Source organism: Rhodococcus sp. BP-241 (genome assembly GCF_019836145.1).
In the GTDB taxonomy this organism is placed as follows: Bacteria; Actinomycetota; Actinomycetes; order Mycobacteriales; family Mycobacteriaceae; genus Rhodococcoides.
The window spans coordinates 1-19,558 of sequence record NZ_JABUEI010000009.1 but is presented as its reverse complement, the minus strand read 5'-3'; the positions used below and the strand labels follow the sequence as shown (position 1 = coordinate 19,558).

Sequence of the window (19,558 nt, the reverse complement as noted above, 5' to 3'; positions counted from 1 at the left end):
GTTGACAGGGACACAACCGAATATCAGGTCCGTTTCCAGTGCTCGATCCGGGAATTGTCCGTGTGAACAGCCACGATGTGACCTCATTCACGGACGAGGTGGCTCGTGAAGGGTAACAAAATGGTCGCGATGAGGGGCGACTTCCTCGGCGGCCCGAAGTTACCCACGAGGCAAGTTAGGAATACCTGTGCGGGAGGCCTGTCGCTGTGCCGTAATACGGTAGGGCTCATCGCGTGTGCGGGACGGACCAGCCCTCCGTCCGACCTGCGGTGATGTCGACCGAAATGCTAAGTTACCGATCGGTAGAACCCTTGTGGTTACCGGCTGGTAACTTCGAGTGGGACAGATGCATCCGGGCTGACCGTCGGACCGCCCCCTGTGGCCGGCCGGAAGCGTAGGGCGACGGAATGGCCGTCGCCGAAGAAAGGCAGCGTCATGAATGCCCTGACGATCACCCTCGGCACCGTCGGTGCCCTGCTCAGCATCGTGTGTTGGGCCTACTTCTTCCGCGGTGCCGCGATGATGGTGCGATCCATCGCGCTGGGACAGCCGGACAGGACACGTCTGCGACCGTTCGTTCCGCGGTTCAAGCAGATGTGCATCGAGTTCGCTGCGCACACCCGGATGAACAAGTTCCGCTCCGTCGGCTGGGCGCACTGGTTGGTGATGGTCGGCTTCATGCTCGGCGCCATCCTGTGGTTCGAGGCCTACGGGCAGACGTTCAATCCCGAGTTCCACTGGCCACTCATCGGTGACCTCGCGATCTACCACCTCATGGACGAGATCCTGGGCCTGGGCACCGTCATCGGCATCGTGACGCTGATGATCATCCGGCAGCGGAACCACCCTCGCTCCCCCGAGCGCCTCTCCCGCTTCTCCGGCTCCAACTTCCGTGCCGCCTACTTCGTCGAGTTCGTGGTGCTGCTCGAGGGCCTCGGCATGATCTTCGTGAAGGCCGGCAAGATCGCCACCTACAGACACGCCAACCCGTGGACCGACTTCTTCACCATGAACCTGGCCAAGCTGCTCCCCGCGAGCGCGGTGCTGGTCTCGATCTTCGCCTTCGTCAAGCTCATGTCCGGCATGGTCTGGCTGCTGATCGTCGGCCGCAACATCACGTGGGGTGTCGCATGGCACCGGTTCAGCGCGTTCTTCAACATCTACTTCAAGCGTGAGGACGACGGCGGAGTCGCGCTCGGCGCGGCCAAGCCGATGATGTCCGGCGGCAAGGTCCTCGAGATGGAGGAGGCCGACCCCGACGTCGACGCGTTCGGTGCCGGCAAGATCGAGGACTTCACCTGGAAGGGCTGGCTCGACTTCACCACGTGCACCGAGTGCGGCCGCTGCCAGTCGCAGTGCCCGGCGTGGAACACGGGGAAGCCGCTCTCACCCAAGCTGCTCATCACTTCGCTCCGCGACCACGGCAACGCCAAGGCGCCGTACCTGCTCGCCGGTGGCCGCAAGGACATGGCGGGCGACGAGGTCGGCCTGGTCGACGCGGACGGCAAGCCGGACGAGGCCAAGCTCGCGAAGATCCCGCAGGCCGCCCGTGACGAGGCCGAGCGCCCGCTGGTCGGCGAGACCACCCTCGACGGCGGTCTCGGCGGAATCATCGATCCCGAGGTGCTGTGGAGCTGCACCAACTGCGGCGCCTGCGTCGAGCAGTGCCCCGTCGACATCGAGCACGTCGACCACATTCTCGACATGCGTCGCTACCAGGTGCTCATCGAGTCGGAGTTCCCCTCCGAGCTGGCCGGCCTGTTCAAGAACCTGGAGAACAAGGGCAACCCCTGGGGCCAGAACGCCAAGGACCGCACCAACTGGATCTCGGAGCTCGACTTCGACGTGCCGGTCTTCGGCCAGGACGCCGACAGCTTCGAGGACTTCGAGTACCTCTTCTGGGTCGGCTGCGCCGGCGCCTACGAGGACCGCGCGAAGAAGACCACCAAGGCCGTCGCGGAACTGCTCGCCACCGCTGGCGTGAAGTTCATGGTGCTCGGCGCCGAGGAGACCTGCACCGGCGACTCCGCTCGCCGCGCGGGCAACGAGTTCCTGTTCCAGCAGCTCGCGATGCAGAACATCGAGACCCTGAACTCCGTGTTCGAGGGTGTCGACGAGAGCCGTCGCAAGATCGTCGTCACGTGCGCGCACTGCTTCAACGCACTCGGCAACGAGTACCCGCAGGTGGGCGGCAAGTACGAGGTCGTCCACCACACCCAGCTGCTCAACCGCCTCGTGCGGGCCAAGAAGCTGGTGCCGGTGGCGTCGGTGCAAGAGGACGTCACGTACCACGACCCGTGCTTCCTGGGACGCCACAACAAGGTGTACGACGCACCCCGCGAGCTGATGGCGGCGTCGGGCTCCACACTCAAGGAGATGCCGCGTCACGGCGAGCGCTCCATGTGCTGCGGCGCCGGTGGTGCTCGCATGTGGATGGAAGAGAAGATCGGCAAGCGGATCAACATCGACCGCGTCGACGAAGCGCTCGACACCCTGGGTGGCAGCACCACCGCGACGCAGAAGATCGCGACCGGCTGCCCCTTCTGCCGGGTCATGCTCAACGACGGTGTCACCGCACGCCAGGAGGCCGGTGGCAACGACAACGTCGAGGTCATCGACGTCTCGCAGATGCTGCTCAGCTCGATCACGCGCCTGGACTCCGCACAGCTCGGCGAGAACATCAAGGTGGTGCCGCGGGCCAAGCCCGTGGTCGTCCCTGCCGAGGAGCCCGTCGACACCCCCAAGGCCGAGTCCGTCGCCACCGAGGACGTCGCCGCCGCAGAGGAGAAGGGTCGCGTCGAAGAGATCGAGACGGCCGCAGCGGGTGGCGATCCCGCTGCCCCCGCGCCCGGCAAGGGTCTGAAGATGAAGGGCCTGGCCAAGGCTCCGGGCGCCAAGGCACCCGGTGCGAAGGCTCCGGCCAAGCCCGCCGAGTCGCCCAACGCCGACGGTGACGACGCAGCCGACGCGTCCAAGCCGAAGGGCCTCGGCATGGCCGGCAAGGCGAAGGCACCGGGCGGCAAGGGGCTGCAGCTCAAGGGTCGTCCTCCGGGCGCGAAGGCACCGGGATCCGCCGCAGCTGCTCCGGCCGAGAAGCCGGAACCGACCGACGCTCCCACCGAGACGGCCAGTGAGGCATCCGAGTCGTTGCCGACGGTCAAGCCCAAGGGTCTCGCCGTGAAGTCCGGGTTCAAGAAGCCCGGCGCCACGGCACCGGGGTCGGCAGCTCCCGCTCCCGAGGCTTCTGCTCCCGCCGAGACTTCTGCTGCGGCGCCGGCCGAGGCACCGGCACAGGCGGCCGAGTCGATGCCGACCGTCAAGGCCAAGGGTCTCGCCGTGAAGTCCGGGTTCAAGAAGCCCGGCGTCAAGGCACCGGGTTCCCCGGCGGCTGAGGCACCGGCGGAGGCTTCTGCACCCGCCGAGGCTTCTGCTGAGGCACCGTCCGAGGCACCGGCACAGGCGACCGAGTCGATGCCGACCGTCAAGGCGAAGGGTCTCGCCGTGAAGTCCGGGTTCAAGAGGCCGGGCGCCAAGGCACCGAGTTCCGCGGCACCCGCCGCAGCGCCCGAGCCGGAGGCACCTGCCGAGTCGGAGGCACCGGAGTCGGCGGCACCCGCAGAGCAGGCACCCGAGGAGACGGCCGCTCCTACGCCGGAGTCGAACGGTGCTGCGGAGTCGAACGGTGCCGCCGAGTCGAACGGTGCCGCCGAGTCGAACGGTGCCGCCGAGTCGAACGGTACCGCCGAGTCGAACGGTACCGCGGAACCCGCAGACACCCCGGCGCCGCCGCAGCCGAAGGCCGGTGGGCTCGGGTTCAAGTCGGGAGCGAAGGCGCCGGGCAAGAGGTCGTGACCGAACACCCTCTGCACCAACCGAGCACCCCCTTCAGCACGCTGGAGGGGGTGCTCGCTTTATGACAGGGGTGTGTACACACCCTGGCGCTGGCCAACGCGTGCGGCAACCAGCGACCAAGCCTCCTTACCGAACACCTCCTGCACCAACCGAACACCGCCTCCAGCACTCCGCAGCAGGTGTTCGCCTGACGTAGGCCGTGTGCGCACGCTCATCCACAGGGTGCGCGCTGTCCACAGCGAGCGCACGGGCACCGATCGGAGACGCCAACGTCGGCAACGATCGACCGATGGCGCGCATCACCTCCCGCTCGGAGGCATTGACTCAGGGTTACACGGACTCCGAACTGCGGCGCATGTGCAGAACCGGAGATCTCACACGTGTGCGCCGTGGTGCCTACGTCAGCTCGGACGACATCGCGGACCTCTCCGGCCAGGAGCGCCACCTCCTCCTGGCGCGCGCGATGACGACGACCGGCAACACGGCCCCCGACGCAGTGCTGAGCCATGCGTCGGCAGCGATCGCTCACGGTATCGACTTGTGGAACGTGCCCCTCTCAGCAGTTCACATCACGCGCAACCGGCGTACAGGCGGCCGTACGGGCCCCGTGCGTCACGTTCATGCGTCGCCTTATGACGCCGACGAGGTCACCGATGTGGCGGGATTCCGCTCGACTACCGTCAGCCGCACCATTGCCGATCTGGCCTGTTGCCTGCCGTTCGAGGAAGCGGTCTGCGCGGCGGACGATGCAGCACGTCGATTCGGACTGGCAGGCGCGCAGGTCGAGGAAGTACTTTCTCGACGCCCCACCCGCAGTGGCCATGCGCGAGCCCACCGCGTAGCGCTGTTCATGGACGCCGGGTCCGAGAGTGTCGGTGAATCACGCAGTCGCGTGCTGCTACACGCTGCAGGCTTCGCGGTCTCCACTCAGCACACCATCACGTGCGGCAACACGTCCTACCGTGTCGACTTCTTGGTGGACGGCTCCAACGTGATCGGCGAGTTCGACGGTCGCGTGAAGTACGGACGGCTCGTACCGGCGGGCGAGACCCCGGCCGACGTGCTCTGGCGGGAGAAGCTCCGCGAGGATGCACTGCGCGACGCGGGCTACACGGTGGTGCGCTGGACGTGGCAGGACCTGGCCACGCCGAGCATCATCATCGAGCGCATCCGGCGAGCACTCGCCCGTAACCGCACACCCCCCGCATGAACCGCACACCCCCAGCAGCCTGCAGCGAAGGGTGTGCGCTCACTGCGCCAGGTGTGCACACCCCCTCCAGGCGCGGAGCGGACCCTGGCGCGCGCCCCTCCAGTCGCGGAGCGGACCCGGGACCCCTCAGCAACCGCGCAAAGCGCACACCCCCTACACGAACCGCACACCCCCAGCAGCCTGCAGCGAAGGGTGTGCGCTCACCGCACCAGGTGTGCACACCCCCTCCAGGCGCGGGCGGACCCGGCACCCCCCCGACCACCACCACGTGCCCACCGTGCATGTCAGGACTCGACGATCGCCTTGATCGCGGCGAGCGTGCGGGGAATCCCGTCGAGTGCGGCGGTACGGCGGATCTCGATCTCCTCCTGCGCGCGATCGCCGAACTTCGTGTGGAAGTACTCGATCCCCTGCTCGGTGAACAGCCACGATTCGGTGAGCTGCGTCGAGTTCTCGTCGATCGCCTCGAGGGTGTATCCCCACCGCACGAACGAGTCGCCGACGAGCCAGGCGAACTCGGTGCCCGGGATGGCGACGGCGACGGTCGAGACCGTCTCCCAGGTGCGGTCGGCGGTGACGTTGCGCCCGGTGAAGGTGGACCCGACCACGTCGGCGCTGCCACCGTCGTTCCACCAGCACTCCTGGCAGATCGGGCTCCACTCCCCGGTCCGGGTGACGTCGGAGACGAGGGCGTACACGGCGTCGGGCGACGCGGCGATCACGATGGAGTCGGAATGCTCGAGTGCGGTCATGCCTCGAGTATGCCGCCGAGCGGCGCCGTGAAGGTGGTTCGTCGCCGAAGTTCCTGCTCCGCCACCCGGATCGCCAACTGCAGGCGCTCCTCACGGCTCCCCGTCAACAACACCCAGGACCGGCCGGTGCGCGTGAGCGCGGCGAGGAACCACCCGGTCATGTCCGCCCGCACTTGTTCACCGTCACGAATACCGTCCTGCACGAACGGAACTCCGTGATGATCCGTCACCAGATACACCGCGGGTCGATCGTCGGCGACGGCGTGGTGTGACTCGGGGCCGAGGTAACGCCGCTCCCACACCGTCGTCGCGAACGCGTCGGTGTCGCAGATCAGCACAGGCGATCCGCGCCGCGCTGCCGCGCCCTCGTGGGCAGTCTGGGTGCGCGCGATGCGGGCGAAGTCGTCACCGGTCCACACGATGTCGTCGACCGATCCGACCTCCGCGACCTTGTCGAGGGTGTCCTGCCGGCCGAACTCGTCGACGCACTCGGTGTCCGGCCACCGTTGCCGAAAGTGGGCAGCCAGCGCTCCGGCGACGGTGGTGGTGCCCGTCGACTCGGAACCCACCACGACGATGCGTGTCGCCAGACCGGCTCGGGCGGGCGCGTCGAGGCAGCGCCACGAGGCGGCGAGGTTGCGACGACACGCGGTCCCGGACACCGGGAAGGTGCTGCGCGGCAGATCGAACGGCACGTGTCGAGCGTCGAACCACCGCGCCAGTTCCTCGCCGTACGGCTCGCTGGTGACCACCACGTCGACGGGCTCGTTCCCGAGGGCCGCGCGCATGCACGCCACCTGGGCCGCCCACACGGCCCGTGAGGCGTGGTCGATCGGTGCGTCGCAGACGATGCCGGTGATCGTGACCGTCTCGTCGCCTGCGTGCGACTCGGTCATCCACGCCACACGGTCTCGCAGAGACACCGACTCCACGGTGGCTGCCATCACCACGACGGTCACCCGGTCGGCCACCGTGGCGGCGAACCGGACCATCGCGTGGTGACCGACGTGCGGCGGATAGAACTTGCCGATGATCAGCGCGTGCCTCATGCCGGCACCTCGACGGCGGCGGGGGTCATCGACCGTGTCCACGCTCGCAGCCCGGCAACGCACAGCGCGATGAATCCCAGATAGAGAACACCGGTCAGCACCAGGTCCTTGTAGAGGTAGAGCGGCACGTACACGACGTCCGCGGCGATCCACAGGAACCAGGACTCACGACGCTTCGTCACCTGCCCCCACGTCGCCAGTAGTGACAACACGGTGGTCACCGCGTCCCAGAACGGCACGACCGACGTCGTCGCGGTGTCGAGGAACCACGTCATGGCCAGCGTGGCCGTCACGCCGACGGCGCCGAGCCACCACCATTCCCGACGGCTGGTGGACGTGACCACCAGCGGCCCCTGCGTGCCGCCGCCGACCCACAGGACCCATCCGGACACGGCGAGAGCGATGTAGACGAACTGCAGCGCCGCGTCGGCGAACAACCCGGCGCCGAAGAACAGCAGGACGAACGCGAGGTTGTTGGCGATACCGATGGGCCAGTTCCACACCGACTGCCGTGCGACCAGGACGACGCAGGTGGCGCCCGTGACGAATCCGACGACCTCGACCCACGACGTGGGTGCCCCGAAGGACACGAACGCGGTGGATCCGAGCCACTCGATCAGGGTCATGACGCCTCCTTAGCGTGATTATGCGCTAAGCATGGCGCAGAAGTGCTCGAAGTGCAACTCGGCCCCTGGTCAGGCCACCGGCTCGAGCAACTGCGGCCCGTTGTTGCGCACGCTGTTGACGGCCGTGCTCACCTCGTACGGAGACAGGTGCGGCTCGGGCATCGACTGGACCAGGTCCGCCACCGCGCCGAGATCGGTCAGCGTCGGGTCCAACCAGGCATCGCGCATGTCCGCCGGCACCACGACGGGTGACCGGTCGTGGATGTGCCCCAGCGCGTCGGTGGCCGTCGTGGTGAGCACAGTCGTGGTCCACACCCACTTGCCCGGATCATCCTCGGGCAGTGCGGGATCCGGCCACAGCTCGTACAGTCCCGCCATCGCGAGAACACCGTCCGTGTGCAGGAAGTGCGGGATCTTCTTCCCCTCGCGCTTCTCCCACTCGTAGTACCCGTCGGCGGGAACGAGGCAGCGCCGCTTCGCCGCGGCCTTGCGGAACGCCGGCTTCTCGGTGATGGTCTCGGACCGCGCGTTGATCAGCCTGCTCGCGATCTTTCGATCCTTCGCCCACGACGGGATCAGACCCCATCGGACCGTCCGCAGCTGGCGCGCTTCCTCCCCACGCTCGAGCACGATGCGCACCGGATCCGTGGGCGCCACGTTGTAGGACGGTTCCGGCGCCTCCCCCAGCGCCACGGCGGCATCGAAGATGGACGACAGATCGTCGTCGGACCGGGTACTGGCGTAGCGACCGCACATCCCTCGATTCTGCCCCGCTCGGGTAGCGACATGCCAGGCGGTCTGGTTAGTGTCGGAAAGTACCGCAACCGACGAGGGGGATCGCATGTCGACCGTGGACGAGACACCCGGCGCGCTGCAGTCGTGGGGGCTGAGCAAGCAGTACGACGGGAGCGCACCGGCCGTGCGCGACCTGTCCTTGTTCGTGCCGGCCGGCACGCTGTACGGGCTGGTCGGACCCAACGGAGCCGGCAAGACCACGTTCCTGTCGATGGCGACGGGCATTGTGCGCCCGTCCGCCGGGCAGGTGTGGATCGACGGTCACGACGTGTGGGCCGATCCGGTCGCCGCCCGCGGGCGCGTCGGACTGCTTCCCGACGGGCCGTCCCTCCCCGAGGCCCTGCCCGGTCGGCGGGCTCTGCACTACGTCGGAGTGCTGCACGGTCTCGATCCCGCGGTGGCGCACGATCGCTGCGAGGAACTGCTCGCGGTGCTGGACATCGCCGAGGCCGGTGACCGCGCGGTCTCCACGTACAGCGCCGGAATGAAGAAGAAGATCGGCCTGGCCGCGGCGATGATCCACTCGCCGCGGCTCCTCGTGCTCGACGAGCCGCTGGAGGCGGTGGACCCCATGTCCGCCCGCACCATTCGGCACCTTCTCGAGAGTTTCGTCGCGCGGGGCGGCACCGCGATGGTGTCGAGCCACTCCATGCCGCTCATCGAGCAGATGTGCTCGCACGTGGCCATTCTCGCCCGCGGCTCTCTGCTGGCCGCCGGCACGATCGACGACGTGCGTGCCGGCGGCACCCTCGAGGGCGCGCTGTTCGACGCGGTCGGCGGCGGTGACCAGGCGGCCGAGTTGCCATGGCTGGGCTCATGATCAGCGCGCCGGTCCGCACACTGTTGTCGTTGGATCGCGAGATACGCAGAGCAGCAACCGGATCGGGTGCCCGCATCGCGATCGTGATCACCGCGATCGCGTCGCTCGGGGCGATGTACGCGATCACGCTGAGCGCACAGCCCTCGGCGCGTGCCACGCTCGCCGCACTGTGCGCCGTGGTGGTGGTCGTCCTCACCGTCGTCGCTCCCCTGCTGACCGGAGTGGGCGACCGCGGACTCGTCCCGGCGCACGTGCGCCATCTACCGGTGCGTGCCGACGATCTCCGGAGAGCCCTCGCCCTCATCGGTGCGCGCAGCGGGGTGACCGTCTTCCTCGTCGTCGGACTCGCCCTCACACCCGTCGCGGTCCCGGACGTCTCGCCCGTGGCACGCATCGTGACCGCCGTGATCGCCCTGCTCACCGTCGGTGTCGCGCTCGCCGTGTCCCGTGTCGCCGTCCTCCGCCTGGATGCGGCATCGCGCACTCCACGCGGCCGCATCCTCTCGACGATCGGTGGCACCGTCGTCGCCGCGGCCGCGTACGCGGCCTTCCTCCTGCTCGGCAACGTCTCGACGTCGTTCGCCGACAACACCTTCCTGCGCACCGCGGTGCGCGTCCTGCCGACGGGATGGGCGGCGGTGTCGAGCGAGGCAGTCGACGACGGGAGGTGGTGGGTGCCCGTCCTCGTCGCCGTCGCGCTCGCCGGACTCGGCGCACTGGTGGTGCGGTGGTGGACCTCGGCGGTGTCGGCCGCGCTCGACAGCACGCCGCCCCGCTCCCGGACCGACCGCCGTCGGACGACGACGTTCCGTGCGCGTGGACCGATGATCACGGCCATCGCCGCCGAGAGCAGGTTGCTGCTGGTCGATCCGCGCCGAGTGGGACTGCTGACGATGCCGGGGGTGTTCCTGCTCGTCGGAGTCGTGCTCATGGCCACCTCGACCGACATCTACGGCCTGCAGTACGGCGCACCGATCGTGATCCTGCTGACCAGCAGCATGTTCGCCAACTCGTACGGCCTCGACGGCGCAGCGGCGTGGCGCGTCACGTCGGTGCCGGGTGTGGCGCGACGCGTCATCGACGCGCGTCTCGTCATCGCGGCGGTGGTGGCCGTGGTGTTCGGCGCCGTCGGGACTGTCCTCGGTCGCCTCGTCGGCGATCCGTCGCCGCGCACTCTCCCCGTGGCGGCCGCCGTCGTCGTGGCCGCGTCCCTGGCCACTGCCGCGGCCGGCGCCGTGCAGTCGGCTGCCAGCCCGTACGTCGTCGCAGGACAGACCGCGGGGAGCGCGTTCAATTCCCGCGGGTCGATGACCGGCCGTGCGATCGGGTGGACGCTCGCCGTGATGGCCGGGGGTGCACTCCTGTGCCTGCCGGGCGTCCTGATCGCGCTGGCCCTCCCGGGCGTCCTCGTCTGGCTCGCGCCCGTCGTCTCCCTGCTGCTCGGCGGATGCATCGTGGCGGTAGCCCGCCGTCGAGCCGTCGCTCTGGTGACCAGCCGCGGCCCGGAGATCTTCGCAACCGTCAGCGCCTGATCACGATTCCGTGCACGATGTGGTCCGGGGAGCCGAGAGCGAGGAACACACAGGCATGACCATGCACGAACCGTCGACGCACGTCGTTCGCAAGACCAGCACCACCCTCGCCGACGGTCGAGAGTTGCTGTACTTCGACGACTCCGAGCCCTGGGTGTCCGGGGAGAAGACGCGGGACCTGGTGGACACGCGCCCCCTCCCCGCGTCGGAGTCGTTGTCGCAGATGCGACTCGACGTGCTCACCGGCGACTGGGTGGTCATCGCCGCGCAGCGGATGGACCGCACGTTTCTCCCACCGCCCGACGCGTCCCCGCTCGCGCCGAGCCGCCCGGGACGCCAACCCACCGAGATCCCCGCTGCCGACTACGACGTCGTGGTCTTCGAGAATCGCTTCCCCTCCCTCGCGCAGTCGGCAGCGGCGCAGCACCTTCCGTCGCACGTCGACGGCGAGGAGCTCTGGCCGCTCGCTGCCGGCACGGGCCGGTGCGAGGTGGTGTGTTTCGCCAGCGACCCCGACGCCTCCTTCGCCTCGCTCGACCTGCACCGGGTGCGCACCATCGTCGACGTGTGGGCCGACCGCACCGAGGCACTGTCCGCCCTCCCGGGGGTGCGCCAGGTGGTCTGCTTCGAGAACCGGGGGCGGGAGATCGGGGTGACCCTCACTCACCCGCACGGGCAGATCTACGCCTACCCGTACCTGCCGCAGAGGACCGACGCGATGATCCGGCAGTCCCGGCTGCACCGGGACCGCACCGGTCGCTCACTGCTGTCCGACGTACTGGACACCGAGCTGCGGTCCGGCCGCCGCATCGTCGTCGACACCGAGTACTGGGTGGCCTACGTGCCGGCGGCCGCCCGCTGGCCCGTCGAGGTGCACCTCGCCCCGCGCCGCGCCGTTCCCGATCTCGCTGCGTTGTCGACGGCCGAACGCGACGCGTTGGCCGGTGTGTATCGCGCTCTGCTGCGTGCCGTCGACGACTTCTTCGAGGGCGTCGACGAGGCTCCGTACATCGCAGCGTGGCATCAGGCTCCCGTCGGTGCGGACCGTGATCTCGGGCGTCTACACCTGCAGCTGTTCTCGATGATGCGATCGCCGGGGCGGATGAAGTTCCTGGCCGGATCCGAGTCCGCCATGGGCGCGTGGATCAACGACACCACACCCGAGGCCATCGCGGACAGGTTCCGGGAGGTGCTCGCGTGACCGCGTGGCTGCCGGTCGTCGACGAGGCCGAGCTCGCCGACGGTGCCGTCGAACGGTTCCGCACGACCTTCGGCGGCGAGCCGGACGGCGTCTGGATCGCGCCGGGACGGGTGAACCTGATCGGCGAGCACGTGGACTACGCGGGCGGGCTCGTCCTTCCCTTCGCGTTGCCCTACGTCACCGCCGTCGCGGCCCGCCGACGCGACGACGCAGTACTGCGGGCGGCGTCGACAGGCTCCGACATGCACTGGGGTATCGCACTGTCGGCCATCGCTCCCGGCAGCCCGGACGGGTGGGGCGCGTACGTCGCCGGCGTCTCGTGGGCGCTGGGGCTCACGATGGGCGCGGACATCGCGGTGCACTCGTCCGTCCCCGTGGGCTCCGGCCTGTCCAGCTCGGCAGCTCTCGAATGTGCTGTGGCGGTGGCGCTTCGGGACCTGTTCGATCTCGACGCCGACCGGCGGGCGCTGATCGACGCGTGCATCCGCGCCGAGAACGAGATCGCCGGCGCATCGACGGGCGGGATGGATCAGTCGATCGCGATGCTCGCGGAACCGGGCCACGCGCTGCTGCTGGACTGTCTCGACTTCTCCTCCCGGCAGATTCCGCTCGATCTGCCGGATGCGGAGATCCTCGTGATCGACACGAACGCACCGCATCGGCTGGTCGACGGTCAGTACGGCCGGCGGCGCGCGTCGATCGAGAAGGCGTGCGCCGACCTCGGCGTGTCGACGCTGCGCGGTCTCGACCCGGAGGCGGCGGCGTCCGCGATGACCGACCAGGTGTCGGCGGCACGCGTCCGGCACGTCACCAGCGAGATCGTCCGCGTGGAGCAGGCGGCCGAACTCCTGAACGCCACACCCGATCTCGCGGCGTTGGGGGCGCTGCTGACCGCATCGCACCGATCACTGCGTGACGACTACGAGGTGAGCTCGCCCGAACTGGACTCCGCCGTCCGGGCATCGCTGGACGCCGGCGCGTTCGGCGCCCGGATGACCGGCGGCGGGTTCGGCGGTTCGGCCATCGCCCTGGTCGACCGGACGCGCACCGAGGCGGTCGCGGACGCGGTCACCGAGGCGGCATCGGCAGCCGGGCTGCCCACCCCCACCTTCCTCACCGCCACCCCGTCCGGGGCAGCGCACCGTCAGCGCTGAGAACGCCGACCCGAGACGACGAGTAGCGCGGCACCCAGAACCAGACCGACACCCCCGACGGACCACAGCAGCACAGGTCCGCGGTCGGTGAGCCACATCAGCTTGGTGGCCGACTCGCGGGCGCGGTCGAGCTGCTCCTTCTGCCCGTCCTCGTCGAGCCCGAGGGTCGCCTTGAACACGGTGACCTCCGGAACGGCAGGGTCGCGCGCGAAGTACTGGTAGGGCTGCTCACGACCGCCGACGAGACTGCCGCTGCGCGGCTCGACGTAGATGTCGCGAACGGTGGAGTAGTACCGCTTCATGGTGATCGACTGCTCACCGAGCCCCTCGAGCCCCCACTTCGACGCGGGCAACGTCACGGAGTTGATCGGCGACTGCGTCGTCTCGGAGAGATCGGCACCGGTGACCTGCGTGCGGAAGTGGTAGATCGGGAGCCCGTCCATCGAGATCTCCTCGACGAACTCGGCAGGGAAGCTCGTCCAGGCCGTCGCGTCGTAGACCGAGTACGTGATCGGCTGGGTGTCGAACGGGAAGCGCTGCTGATATCCGGTCCGCGGCACCGGGATGGCGGGCTTGCCGACGGTGGTCTGCAACGACGCCACCGGATCGACGGGCTGCGACGTGCGTCGATCGACGGTGACCCGGTCGACCGACGCGGTCAGCAGACCGGCATCGCCCTCCCGGTCCGCACGGCGCACGGTCGCGCCGGACTGGAACGTCACGCGATCCGCGTCGCTCGGATCCTCGGTGGTGATGAAGCGCTGCACCACCAGCGGGACCCCGGTGGCCACGGACAGCGGGCCGGGACGCGTGATGGACGTCGCGTCGAGCACGTCGCCGCCGGTTCCCGGATCGGTGACCGCGACCGTCGTGGTGCGGATGTCCAGGGGCGTCACCGCGAGTCGATGCTCGACGTAGGTGGGCAGCATGATCGCCCCCACCACGGCCGCACTGCCGATCGCGAGCAGGACACACGCGCTGCCGCGCAGGAGGGTCGGTCGCGCCACGTCGGTCACCTGCTCCCGTACTGCACGTCGCCGAGCACCGAGGCCGACGGATCGGCGGTGACCACCGGCTCCGGCCGGACGGTCTCCTCAGCGGACCATGTCAGGCCCACCACCGCGCCGGCGGACAACACCCCACCCACGAGCAGGCTGGCCACAGCCGGCACCACGACACTTCTCACAGCCACGTCCCCCACATCCGATCCTCGACGTCCAACTGTGTCATTTCGGACACCGCCCGAGGCCGTCCCGACGTTGTGAACAGTCCACGATCTGGGCGCGGACCTCTGGAGGCTCCCGTTTCGCCCGGTCGGGTCGCGGGTACAACCCGGCTCATGAACGAAACCCGGCACACGAGCGATACGGGCGGCCGCGCACCGGCCGCGGCCGATCTGTCCACCGTGCAATTGGTCGAGCGCCTGACCCAGCAGGTGAGCACGCTGGTGCGCACCGAGGTGAGCAGCGCACTCGACGAGGTCAAGTCGAAGGGCACCAAGCTCGGGGTCGGCATCGGTGTCTCCGGCGCCGGCGCCCTGCTGCTGTTCCTGGGCCTCGCGACCCTCGTCGCCACCGCCGTCCTCGGCCTGGCGACGGTGCTCGACCCGTGGCTCGCGGCACTGATCGTCGCCGTCGTCCTGCTGATCGTCGGCGGCATCCTCGCCAAGGTCGGCGCGACCAAGGCGAAAAATGCCGTTCCGCCTGCACCTGCCGCCACCGTCGCGAGCGTCCAGCGCGACGTCGAGACCGTCCAGAACGCCCGAAAGGCTCACTCATGACCGACCCGAAAGACGCGTCCGAACCGCGTCACGCCCTGCGTACCGAGGCCGATGCCGAGCCGCCGTCCGTCGAGCAGCAGCGCGAGGAGCTGGCCGAGACCGTCGAGGCGCTCGCGGCCAAGGTCGACGTGCCCGCTCGCGTCTCCGCCGCGGCCCACGAGTCGACGGAGAAGGTGCAGGAGGTAGCTCAGCAGGGCGTCGCCAAGGCACAGGAGGGTGTCGCGCAGGTGAAGGAGAACCCGCAGGTCGCGGGCATCTCGCTCGCCGGTGCGCTCGCCGCCGTGGTCCTCGTGGCCCTGGTCCGCCGCCGCCGTGCGCGCACGGCGCTGCGCCGGCAGACCGTCCTCGACATCCTGGCCGGCCGATGACCAGCACGTCGAAGGCCTTCTACAAGCCGCTCTCCCTGGCCACGAGCATCGTCGGTGGACTGGTCGCCGGACAGATCTTCAACCAGATCTACAAGCGCGTCGGCAAGAACGACGCCGAGATGCCCGATCCGAAGGACCTCTCGCGCACCAACCGTGAGGTCCTGATCGCCGCAGCGCTGCACGGTGTCGTGTACGGGCTGGTCAAGGCCGGGGTCGACCGCGCCGGCGCCAAGGGATTTCGCGCACTCGCCAAGGAAGACCCCAAGTGACGATCATCAGAAGGAGCCTTTCGTGACCGAGAACCAGGGTGCAGCCGCCGAGGCGCGCACCGACTTCGTCGACAAGATCAAGGGCCGTGCCAAGGAAGTGGCCGGCGCCGTGACCAACAACGACGAACTCGCCGATCGCGGGCGGCTCGAGCAGGCGGAGGTGGAACGCCGCCGCGAGGCCGAGGCCACCGAGACCGCCGCCGCCCTCGAGATCGAGGAGGCGCAGCAGGACATCGCGGAGACGGAGGCCGAGGCGGACGTCGCACGGCAGTCTGTCGAGGACCGCACCGACGCGTCCGAGGCTGCGGCACAGAACGACCGGCTCCGTGCGCACACGACGGCGGAGGCCGACGCGATGCGTGACGCCGAGCAGGGTCGCGTCGCCGCCGAGGCACAGTCGGAGCGGCGCATCGCCGAGGCCACCAGCGAGCGGCAGCAGGAGGAGGCCCGTGCGGCCGACGAGATCTCCGCTGCGCGAAGCGAGTACGACGAGAAGCTCGACGAGGCCGACGCACTGGAGCAGGAGGCGGCGCAGGCACGCGAGCGCGCCGCCCGGGCCGAGCGCGAGGCCGCGTCGACCGACACCGAGGAGACCAAGTGAGCCTGTCCCTGCCCCGCCGGATCCTGCGACTGCAGTACTCGATCGCACGACTTCCGTTGCAGGCGTTCGAGTCCACCGTGATCAGTCGGCTCGACGCCGAGGGTCCGGTCCGTGCGACGTACCAGCAGATCGTCGGAGGCATCGACGCCACCGCGGGTGCCGTCCTGGGTGACGAAGACCTCGCGCGGCGCGGCCAGAAGATGCGCAGTGCGGCCGCTGATCTCGAGAAGGCCACCCGTCTCGAGGCACAGGCCCGCGAGAAGCGTGCACAGGCGACCCGCGAGACGCAGAACAGGGTCGACGAGGCGACGACGCGGGCGAAGAAGGCTCGCGAGACCGCCGAGGAGAAGGCGACCGACGCGGCCGACCAGGAGATCGAGAACAAGGTGGCCGCGGGCAAGAAGGCCGCCGCACGACTCGAGGACCGCAAGTCGCGCGCCGACGACATCGCTGACAAGCGGATCTCGGCGGCCGAGGCCGAGCGTGAAGCGAAGCTGTCGGAGGTCGAACGCCGCGAGGCCGAGGCCAAGGCTCCGCGCACCGAGGAGATCGAGGACGCGGCGGAGAAGCTCGAGGACGCCGCCGAGAAGCGCGACGACGCCGAACGCCTGGCGGACGTCGCGGAGGCGTCGAAGGACAGCTGACACCGCCCGTCGACTCACCGTCTGCCCCCGACAGTCACTGGACTGCTCGGGCGCAGACCACTCGACGGGGCCGACAGTGAGACGATGGCGGACGTGAGCACATCAGACACGACGCCGCGCCAGGCCGGCCAGCGCACGCTGCGCCCGCTCGAGCAGTCCGTCAAGCTGCAGAACGTCCTCTACGAGATCCGTGGACCCGTGCACGCCCACGCCGCCCGTCTCGAGGCCGAGGGCCACCGCATTCTGAAGCTCAACATCGGCAACCCGGCGCCGTTCGGCTTCGAGGCACCCGACGTGATCGTGCGCGACATGATCGCCGCGCTCCCCACGGCTCAGGGGTACTCCGAGTCCAAGGGCATCATGTCGGCCCGCCGCGCCATCGTCACTCGCTACGAGCTGGTCGACGGCTTCCCGTTCCTCGACGTCGACGACATCTATCTCGGCAACGGCGTGTCCGAGCTGATCACGATGACGATGCAGGCGCTGCTCGACGACGGCGACGAGGTCCTCATCCCGGCGCCCGACTACCCGCTGTGGACGGCGATGACGACGCTGTCCGGTGGCAAGGCGGTGCACTACCGCTGCGACGAGGAGAACGACTGGAACCCCGACCTCGCGGACATCGAGTCGAAGATCACCGATCGCACCAAGGCGCTCCTGGTCATCAACCCGAACAACCCGACGGGTGCGGTGTACTCGAAGGAGGTGCTGCGGGGGATCGCGGCGCTGGCACGCAAGCACAGCCTGTTGCTGCTGGCCGACGAGATCTACGACAAGATCCTCTACGACGGCGCCCAGCACGTGTCCATGGCGACGATGGCGCCGGACCTGCTGTGCCTCACCTTCAACGGTCTCTCCAAGGCCTACCGGGTGGCCGGATACCGCGCGGGCTGGCTCGCGATCACCGGACCCAAGGACCACGCCGCAGGCTTCCTGGAGGGCATCAATCTGCTGGCGTCCACCCGGCTGTGCCCCAATGTGCCTGCGCAGCATGCCATTCAGGTCGCACTCGGTGGCCACCAGAGCATCGGGGACCTCATCCTGCCGGGCGGGCGACTACTCGAACAGCGTGACGTCGCGTGGGAGGGACTCAACGCCATTCCCGGCGTGAGCTGCGTCAAGCCGCGCGGTGCGCTGTACGCCTTCCCGCGCCTCGATCCCGAGGTGCACGAGATCCACAGCGACGAGAAGCTGGTGCAGGACCTGCTGCTGCAGGAGAAGATCCTGGTGGTGCAGGGAACCGGCTTCAACTGGCCCGACCACGATCACCTGCGCATCGTCACGCTGCCGTGGGCCCGCGATCTGCGCACGGCGATCGAACGGTTCGGCAACTTCCTGTCGTCGTACCGGCAGTGACCGTCAGGGCGTTCGTCGAGGCGCTGCCCAAGGTGGAGCTGCACGTCCACCTCGAGGGGTCGATGTGGCCGAGCACGCTGAAGGCGCTGGCCGACAAGCATCAGGTCGAGGCCATCCCGCGCACGGAGGACGCGCTGCGGGAGTGGTTCGAGTTCCGCGACTTCCCGCACTTCATCGAGGTGTACCTGACGTCGATCGGCGTGCTGCGCGATCCCGAGGACTTCGCGCGGCTCGCGTACGACAGCCTCACCGCGCTGGCGACGCACGCCGTGCGGTACACCGAGATGCACATCAGTCTCTTCGGGCACCTCATGCGTGGGGTGGACGCGGCGGCGGTGTTCGAGGGTGTCGAGGAGGGCCGGCTGCGTGCTGAGGCCGAGACCGGCATCGTCGCGCGATGGATCCCCGATTTCCCCGGTGACTTCGGTACCGACGCCGCGAACCGCACCCTCGACGCCGTGCTGGCGCATCGCGTCGACTCGATCGTCGGATTCGGCATCGGGGGCATCGAGGTGCCGCGGGCGGAGTTCGCCGACGTGTTCGCGCGGGCGAGCGCGGCGGGACTGCACTCGCTCCCCCACGCGGGCGAGACCGGCGGGCCGGACAGCATCTGGTCGGCGCTGCGCGATCTGGGGGCCGAACGCATCGGCCACGGCATCGCCGCGCTCGGCGACCCCGAGCTCGTCGCGCACCTGATCGAGCACCGGATCCCGCTCGACGTCTCCCCCACCTCCAACATCCGGACCCGCGTCGTCGCGTCGCTCGACGTGCACCCGCTGCCGGCCATGATCGACGCGGGGCTGACGGTGACGCTCAACAGCGACGACCCGTCGATGTTCGGCACCGACCTCACCACCGAGTACCTCGCCGCGCACGGCATGGGGCTGGACGCGTCGGCCCTGCGCTCGCTCGCCCTCGCAGGGGTGGACGCGTCGTACGCGGACGCGGACCTGAAGGAGCAGTTGCGGGCGGAGATCGCGGCGGTCGAACTCCCGGAGGTCTAGGGGCGCTGCACGTCCTCCAGCCACCCGCACCCCTCCCCGCAGACTGCAGGGGGTGTGCGCCTCACGGAACCCGCGCAGCACGGCGTGCCCGTGTTCCCGCGGGCGTTCCAGGTTCCCGCGGATGCTGCAACACCTACGAGAACCCGGAACCCCTACGGGAGCGCCGGCACCACCGCACGCCCTCCAGCCACCCACACCCCTCCCCGCAAGCTGCACGGGGTGTGCGCCTCACGGAACCCTCGCAGCACGGCGTGCCGGTATTCCCGCGGGCGTTCCAGGTTCCCGCGGATGCTGCAACACCTACGAGAACCCGGAACCCCTACGGGAGCGCCGGCACACTTCCCTGACCTGCACTTGGTGTGACGCGCAGTGCCATACACCGCGCTGTGTGACACAACACAACGTCTCGGGCACATTTTTCAACCCCGTGATGATCGAACCGTGCGTTCGCGGGTATGTTCGTACATGAGCCCTTCGGGGTTCCGAAAGCGCCGAACGGCCCCCCACCCCCCCGGTGGGCCGCTCGGTCGGTGGCGGGGGACACC

General features: G+C 69.2%; 19 protein-coding genes. 13 read left to right on the top strand and 6 right to left on the bottom strand.

Annotated elements, in window-relative coordinates; translation table 11 throughout:
* Window positions 1–435 precede the first annotated feature (435 nt).
* Together HQ308_RS17195 and HQ308_RS17190 are read left to right on the top strand one after the other, a co-directional pair.
* Entirely contained in the window at window positions 436–3,852 is a 3,417-nt protein-coding gene (locus HQ308_RS17195; protein ID WP_222647324.1) for a (Fe-S)-binding protein, read from the top strand.
* A 289-nt stretch (window positions 3,853–4,141) separates the two neighbouring features.
* Complete coding sequence (locus HQ308_RS17190; protein WP_222647323.1) at window positions 4,142–5,062, top strand: type IV toxin-antitoxin system AbiEi family antitoxin domain-containing protein; 921 nt, start codon at window positions 4,142–4,144, stop codon at window positions 5,060–5,062.
* A 284-nt stretch (window positions 5,063–5,346) separates the two neighbouring features.
* Here the strand turns inward: HQ308_RS17190 and HQ308_RS17185 are convergent, their stop codons facing one another.
* From HQ308_RS17185 to HQ308_RS17170, 4 genes are all read right to left on the bottom strand, one after another.
* Entirely contained in the window at window positions 5,347–5,814 is a 468-nt protein-coding gene (locus HQ308_RS17185) for an SRPBCC family protein (RefSeq protein WP_056444006.1), read from the bottom strand.
* Entirely contained in the window at window positions 5,811–6,863 is a 1,053-nt protein-coding gene (locus HQ308_RS17180; protein WP_222647322.1) for an AAA family ATPase, read from the bottom strand. Before HQ308_RS17180 ends, HQ308_RS17185 begins: the two co-directional genes overlap by 4 nt.
* On the bottom strand, window positions 6,860–7,489 hold the full coding sequence (gene pnuC / locus HQ308_RS17175; protein WP_037186937.1) for a nicotinamide riboside transporter PnuC: 630 nt from the start codon (window positions 7,487–7,489) through the stop codon (window positions 6,860–6,862). The genes HQ308_RS17180 and pnuC overlap by 4 nt, the downstream gene beginning before the upstream one ends.
* Window positions 7,490–7,558: 69 nt before the next feature.
* Complete coding sequence (locus HQ308_RS17170; RefSeq protein ID WP_056444003.1) at window positions 7,559–8,245, bottom strand: SOS response-associated peptidase; 687 nt, start codon at window positions 8,243–8,245, stop codon at window positions 7,559–7,561.
* 85 nt (window positions 8,246–8,330) lie between these two features.
* Here HQ308_RS17170 and HQ308_RS17165 point away from each other — a divergent pair, with 85 nt between their 5' ends.
* Genes HQ308_RS17165 through galK form a run of 4 tightly spaced genes read left to right on the top strand, consistent with a single transcriptional unit; the run spans window position 8,331 to window position 12,991 of the window.
* On the top strand, window positions 8,331–9,104 hold the full coding sequence (locus HQ308_RS17165; protein ID WP_222647321.1) for an ABC transporter ATP-binding protein: 774 nt from the start codon (window positions 8,331–8,333) through the stop codon (window positions 9,102–9,104).
* Complete coding sequence (locus tag HQ308_RS17160) at window positions 9,089–10,636, top strand: hypothetical protein (protein ID WP_222647320.1); 1,548 nt, start codon at window positions 9,089–9,091, stop codon at window positions 10,634–10,636. Before HQ308_RS17165 ends, HQ308_RS17160 begins: the two co-directional genes overlap by 16 nt.
* Before the next feature lie 55 nt (window positions 10,637–10,691).
* Window positions 10,692–11,837, top strand: coding sequence for a galactose-1-phosphate uridylyltransferase (gene galT, locus HQ308_RS17155; protein WP_222647319.1), 1,146 nt, complete (start codon window positions 10,692–10,694; stop codon window positions 11,835–11,837).
* Window positions 11,834–12,991 (top strand): galactokinase, encoded by a 1,158-nt coding sequence (gene galK / locus HQ308_RS17150; protein WP_222647318.1) that lies wholly within the window; start codon window positions 11,834–11,836, stop codon window positions 12,989–12,991. The genes galT and galK overlap by 4 nt, the downstream gene beginning before the upstream one ends.
* Here the strand turns inward: galK and HQ308_RS17145 are convergent.
* Together HQ308_RS17145 and HQ308_RS23005 are read right to left on the bottom strand one after the other, a co-directional pair.
* The gene (locus tag HQ308_RS17145) at window positions 12,982–13,998 is read right to left on the bottom strand and encodes a DUF3068 domain-containing protein (RefSeq protein ID WP_162246758.1); all 1,017 of its coding nucleotides are present in this window, start codon (window positions 13,996–13,998) and stop codon (window positions 12,982–12,984) included. The genes galK and HQ308_RS17145 overlap by 10 nt on opposite strands.
* Window positions 13,999–14,003: 5 nt before the next feature.
* A complete protein-coding gene (locus HQ308_RS23005; protein ID WP_235579024.1) occupies window positions 14,004–14,183 on the bottom strand; it encodes a DUF2613 domain-containing protein in 180 nt (59 codons plus the stop codon).
* 147 nt (window positions 14,184–14,330) lie between these two features.
* On the opposite strand from HQ308_RS23005, the gene HQ308_RS17135 reads away from it, so the two are divergent.
* The 7 genes from HQ308_RS17135 (at window position 14,331) to add (ending at window position 19,013) form a co-directional block, all read left to right on the top strand.
* The gene (locus HQ308_RS17135; RefSeq protein WP_051613630.1) at window positions 14,331–14,771 is read left to right on the top strand and encodes a phage holin family protein; all 441 of its coding nucleotides are present in this window, start codon (window positions 14,331–14,333) and stop codon (window positions 14,769–14,771) included.
* Window positions 14,768–15,139 carry a DUF3618 domain-containing protein gene (locus HQ308_RS17130; RefSeq protein ID WP_222647317.1) on the top strand — a complete coding sequence of 124 codons (372 nt, stop codon included), beginning with the start codon at window positions 14,768–14,770 and terminating at the stop codon, window positions 15,137–15,139. The genes HQ308_RS17135 and HQ308_RS17130 overlap by 4 nt, the downstream gene beginning before the upstream one ends.
* Window positions 15,136–15,408 (top strand): DUF4235 domain-containing protein, encoded by a 273-nt coding sequence (locus HQ308_RS17125; RefSeq protein WP_027506952.1) that lies wholly within the window; start codon window positions 15,136–15,138, stop codon window positions 15,406–15,408. Before HQ308_RS17130 ends, HQ308_RS17125 begins: the two co-directional genes overlap by 4 nt.
* Window positions 15,409–15,430: 22 nt before the next feature.
* A complete protein-coding gene (locus HQ308_RS17120) occupies window positions 15,431–16,009 on the top strand; it encodes a hypothetical protein (protein WP_222647316.1) in 579 nt (192 codons plus the stop codon).
* Window positions 16,006–16,653 carry a hypothetical protein gene (locus HQ308_RS17115; RefSeq protein WP_222633033.1) on the top strand — a complete coding sequence of 216 codons (648 nt, stop codon included), beginning with the start codon at window positions 16,006–16,008 and terminating at the stop codon, window positions 16,651–16,653. Before HQ308_RS17120 ends, HQ308_RS17115 begins: the two co-directional genes overlap by 4 nt.
* An 84-nt stretch (window positions 16,654–16,737) precedes the next feature.
* Window positions 16,738–18,009, top strand: a complete 1,272-nt coding sequence (locus tag HQ308_RS17110) for a pyridoxal phosphate-dependent aminotransferase (RefSeq protein WP_027506955.1) — start codon at window positions 16,738–16,740, stop codon at window positions 18,007–18,009.
* On the top strand, window positions 18,006–19,013 hold the full coding sequence (gene add / locus HQ308_RS17105) for an adenosine deaminase (protein WP_222647315.1): 1,008 nt from the start codon (window positions 18,006–18,008) through the stop codon (window positions 19,011–19,013). Before HQ308_RS17110 ends, add begins: the two co-directional genes overlap by 4 nt.
* Window positions 19,014–19,558: the final 545 nt, after the last annotated feature.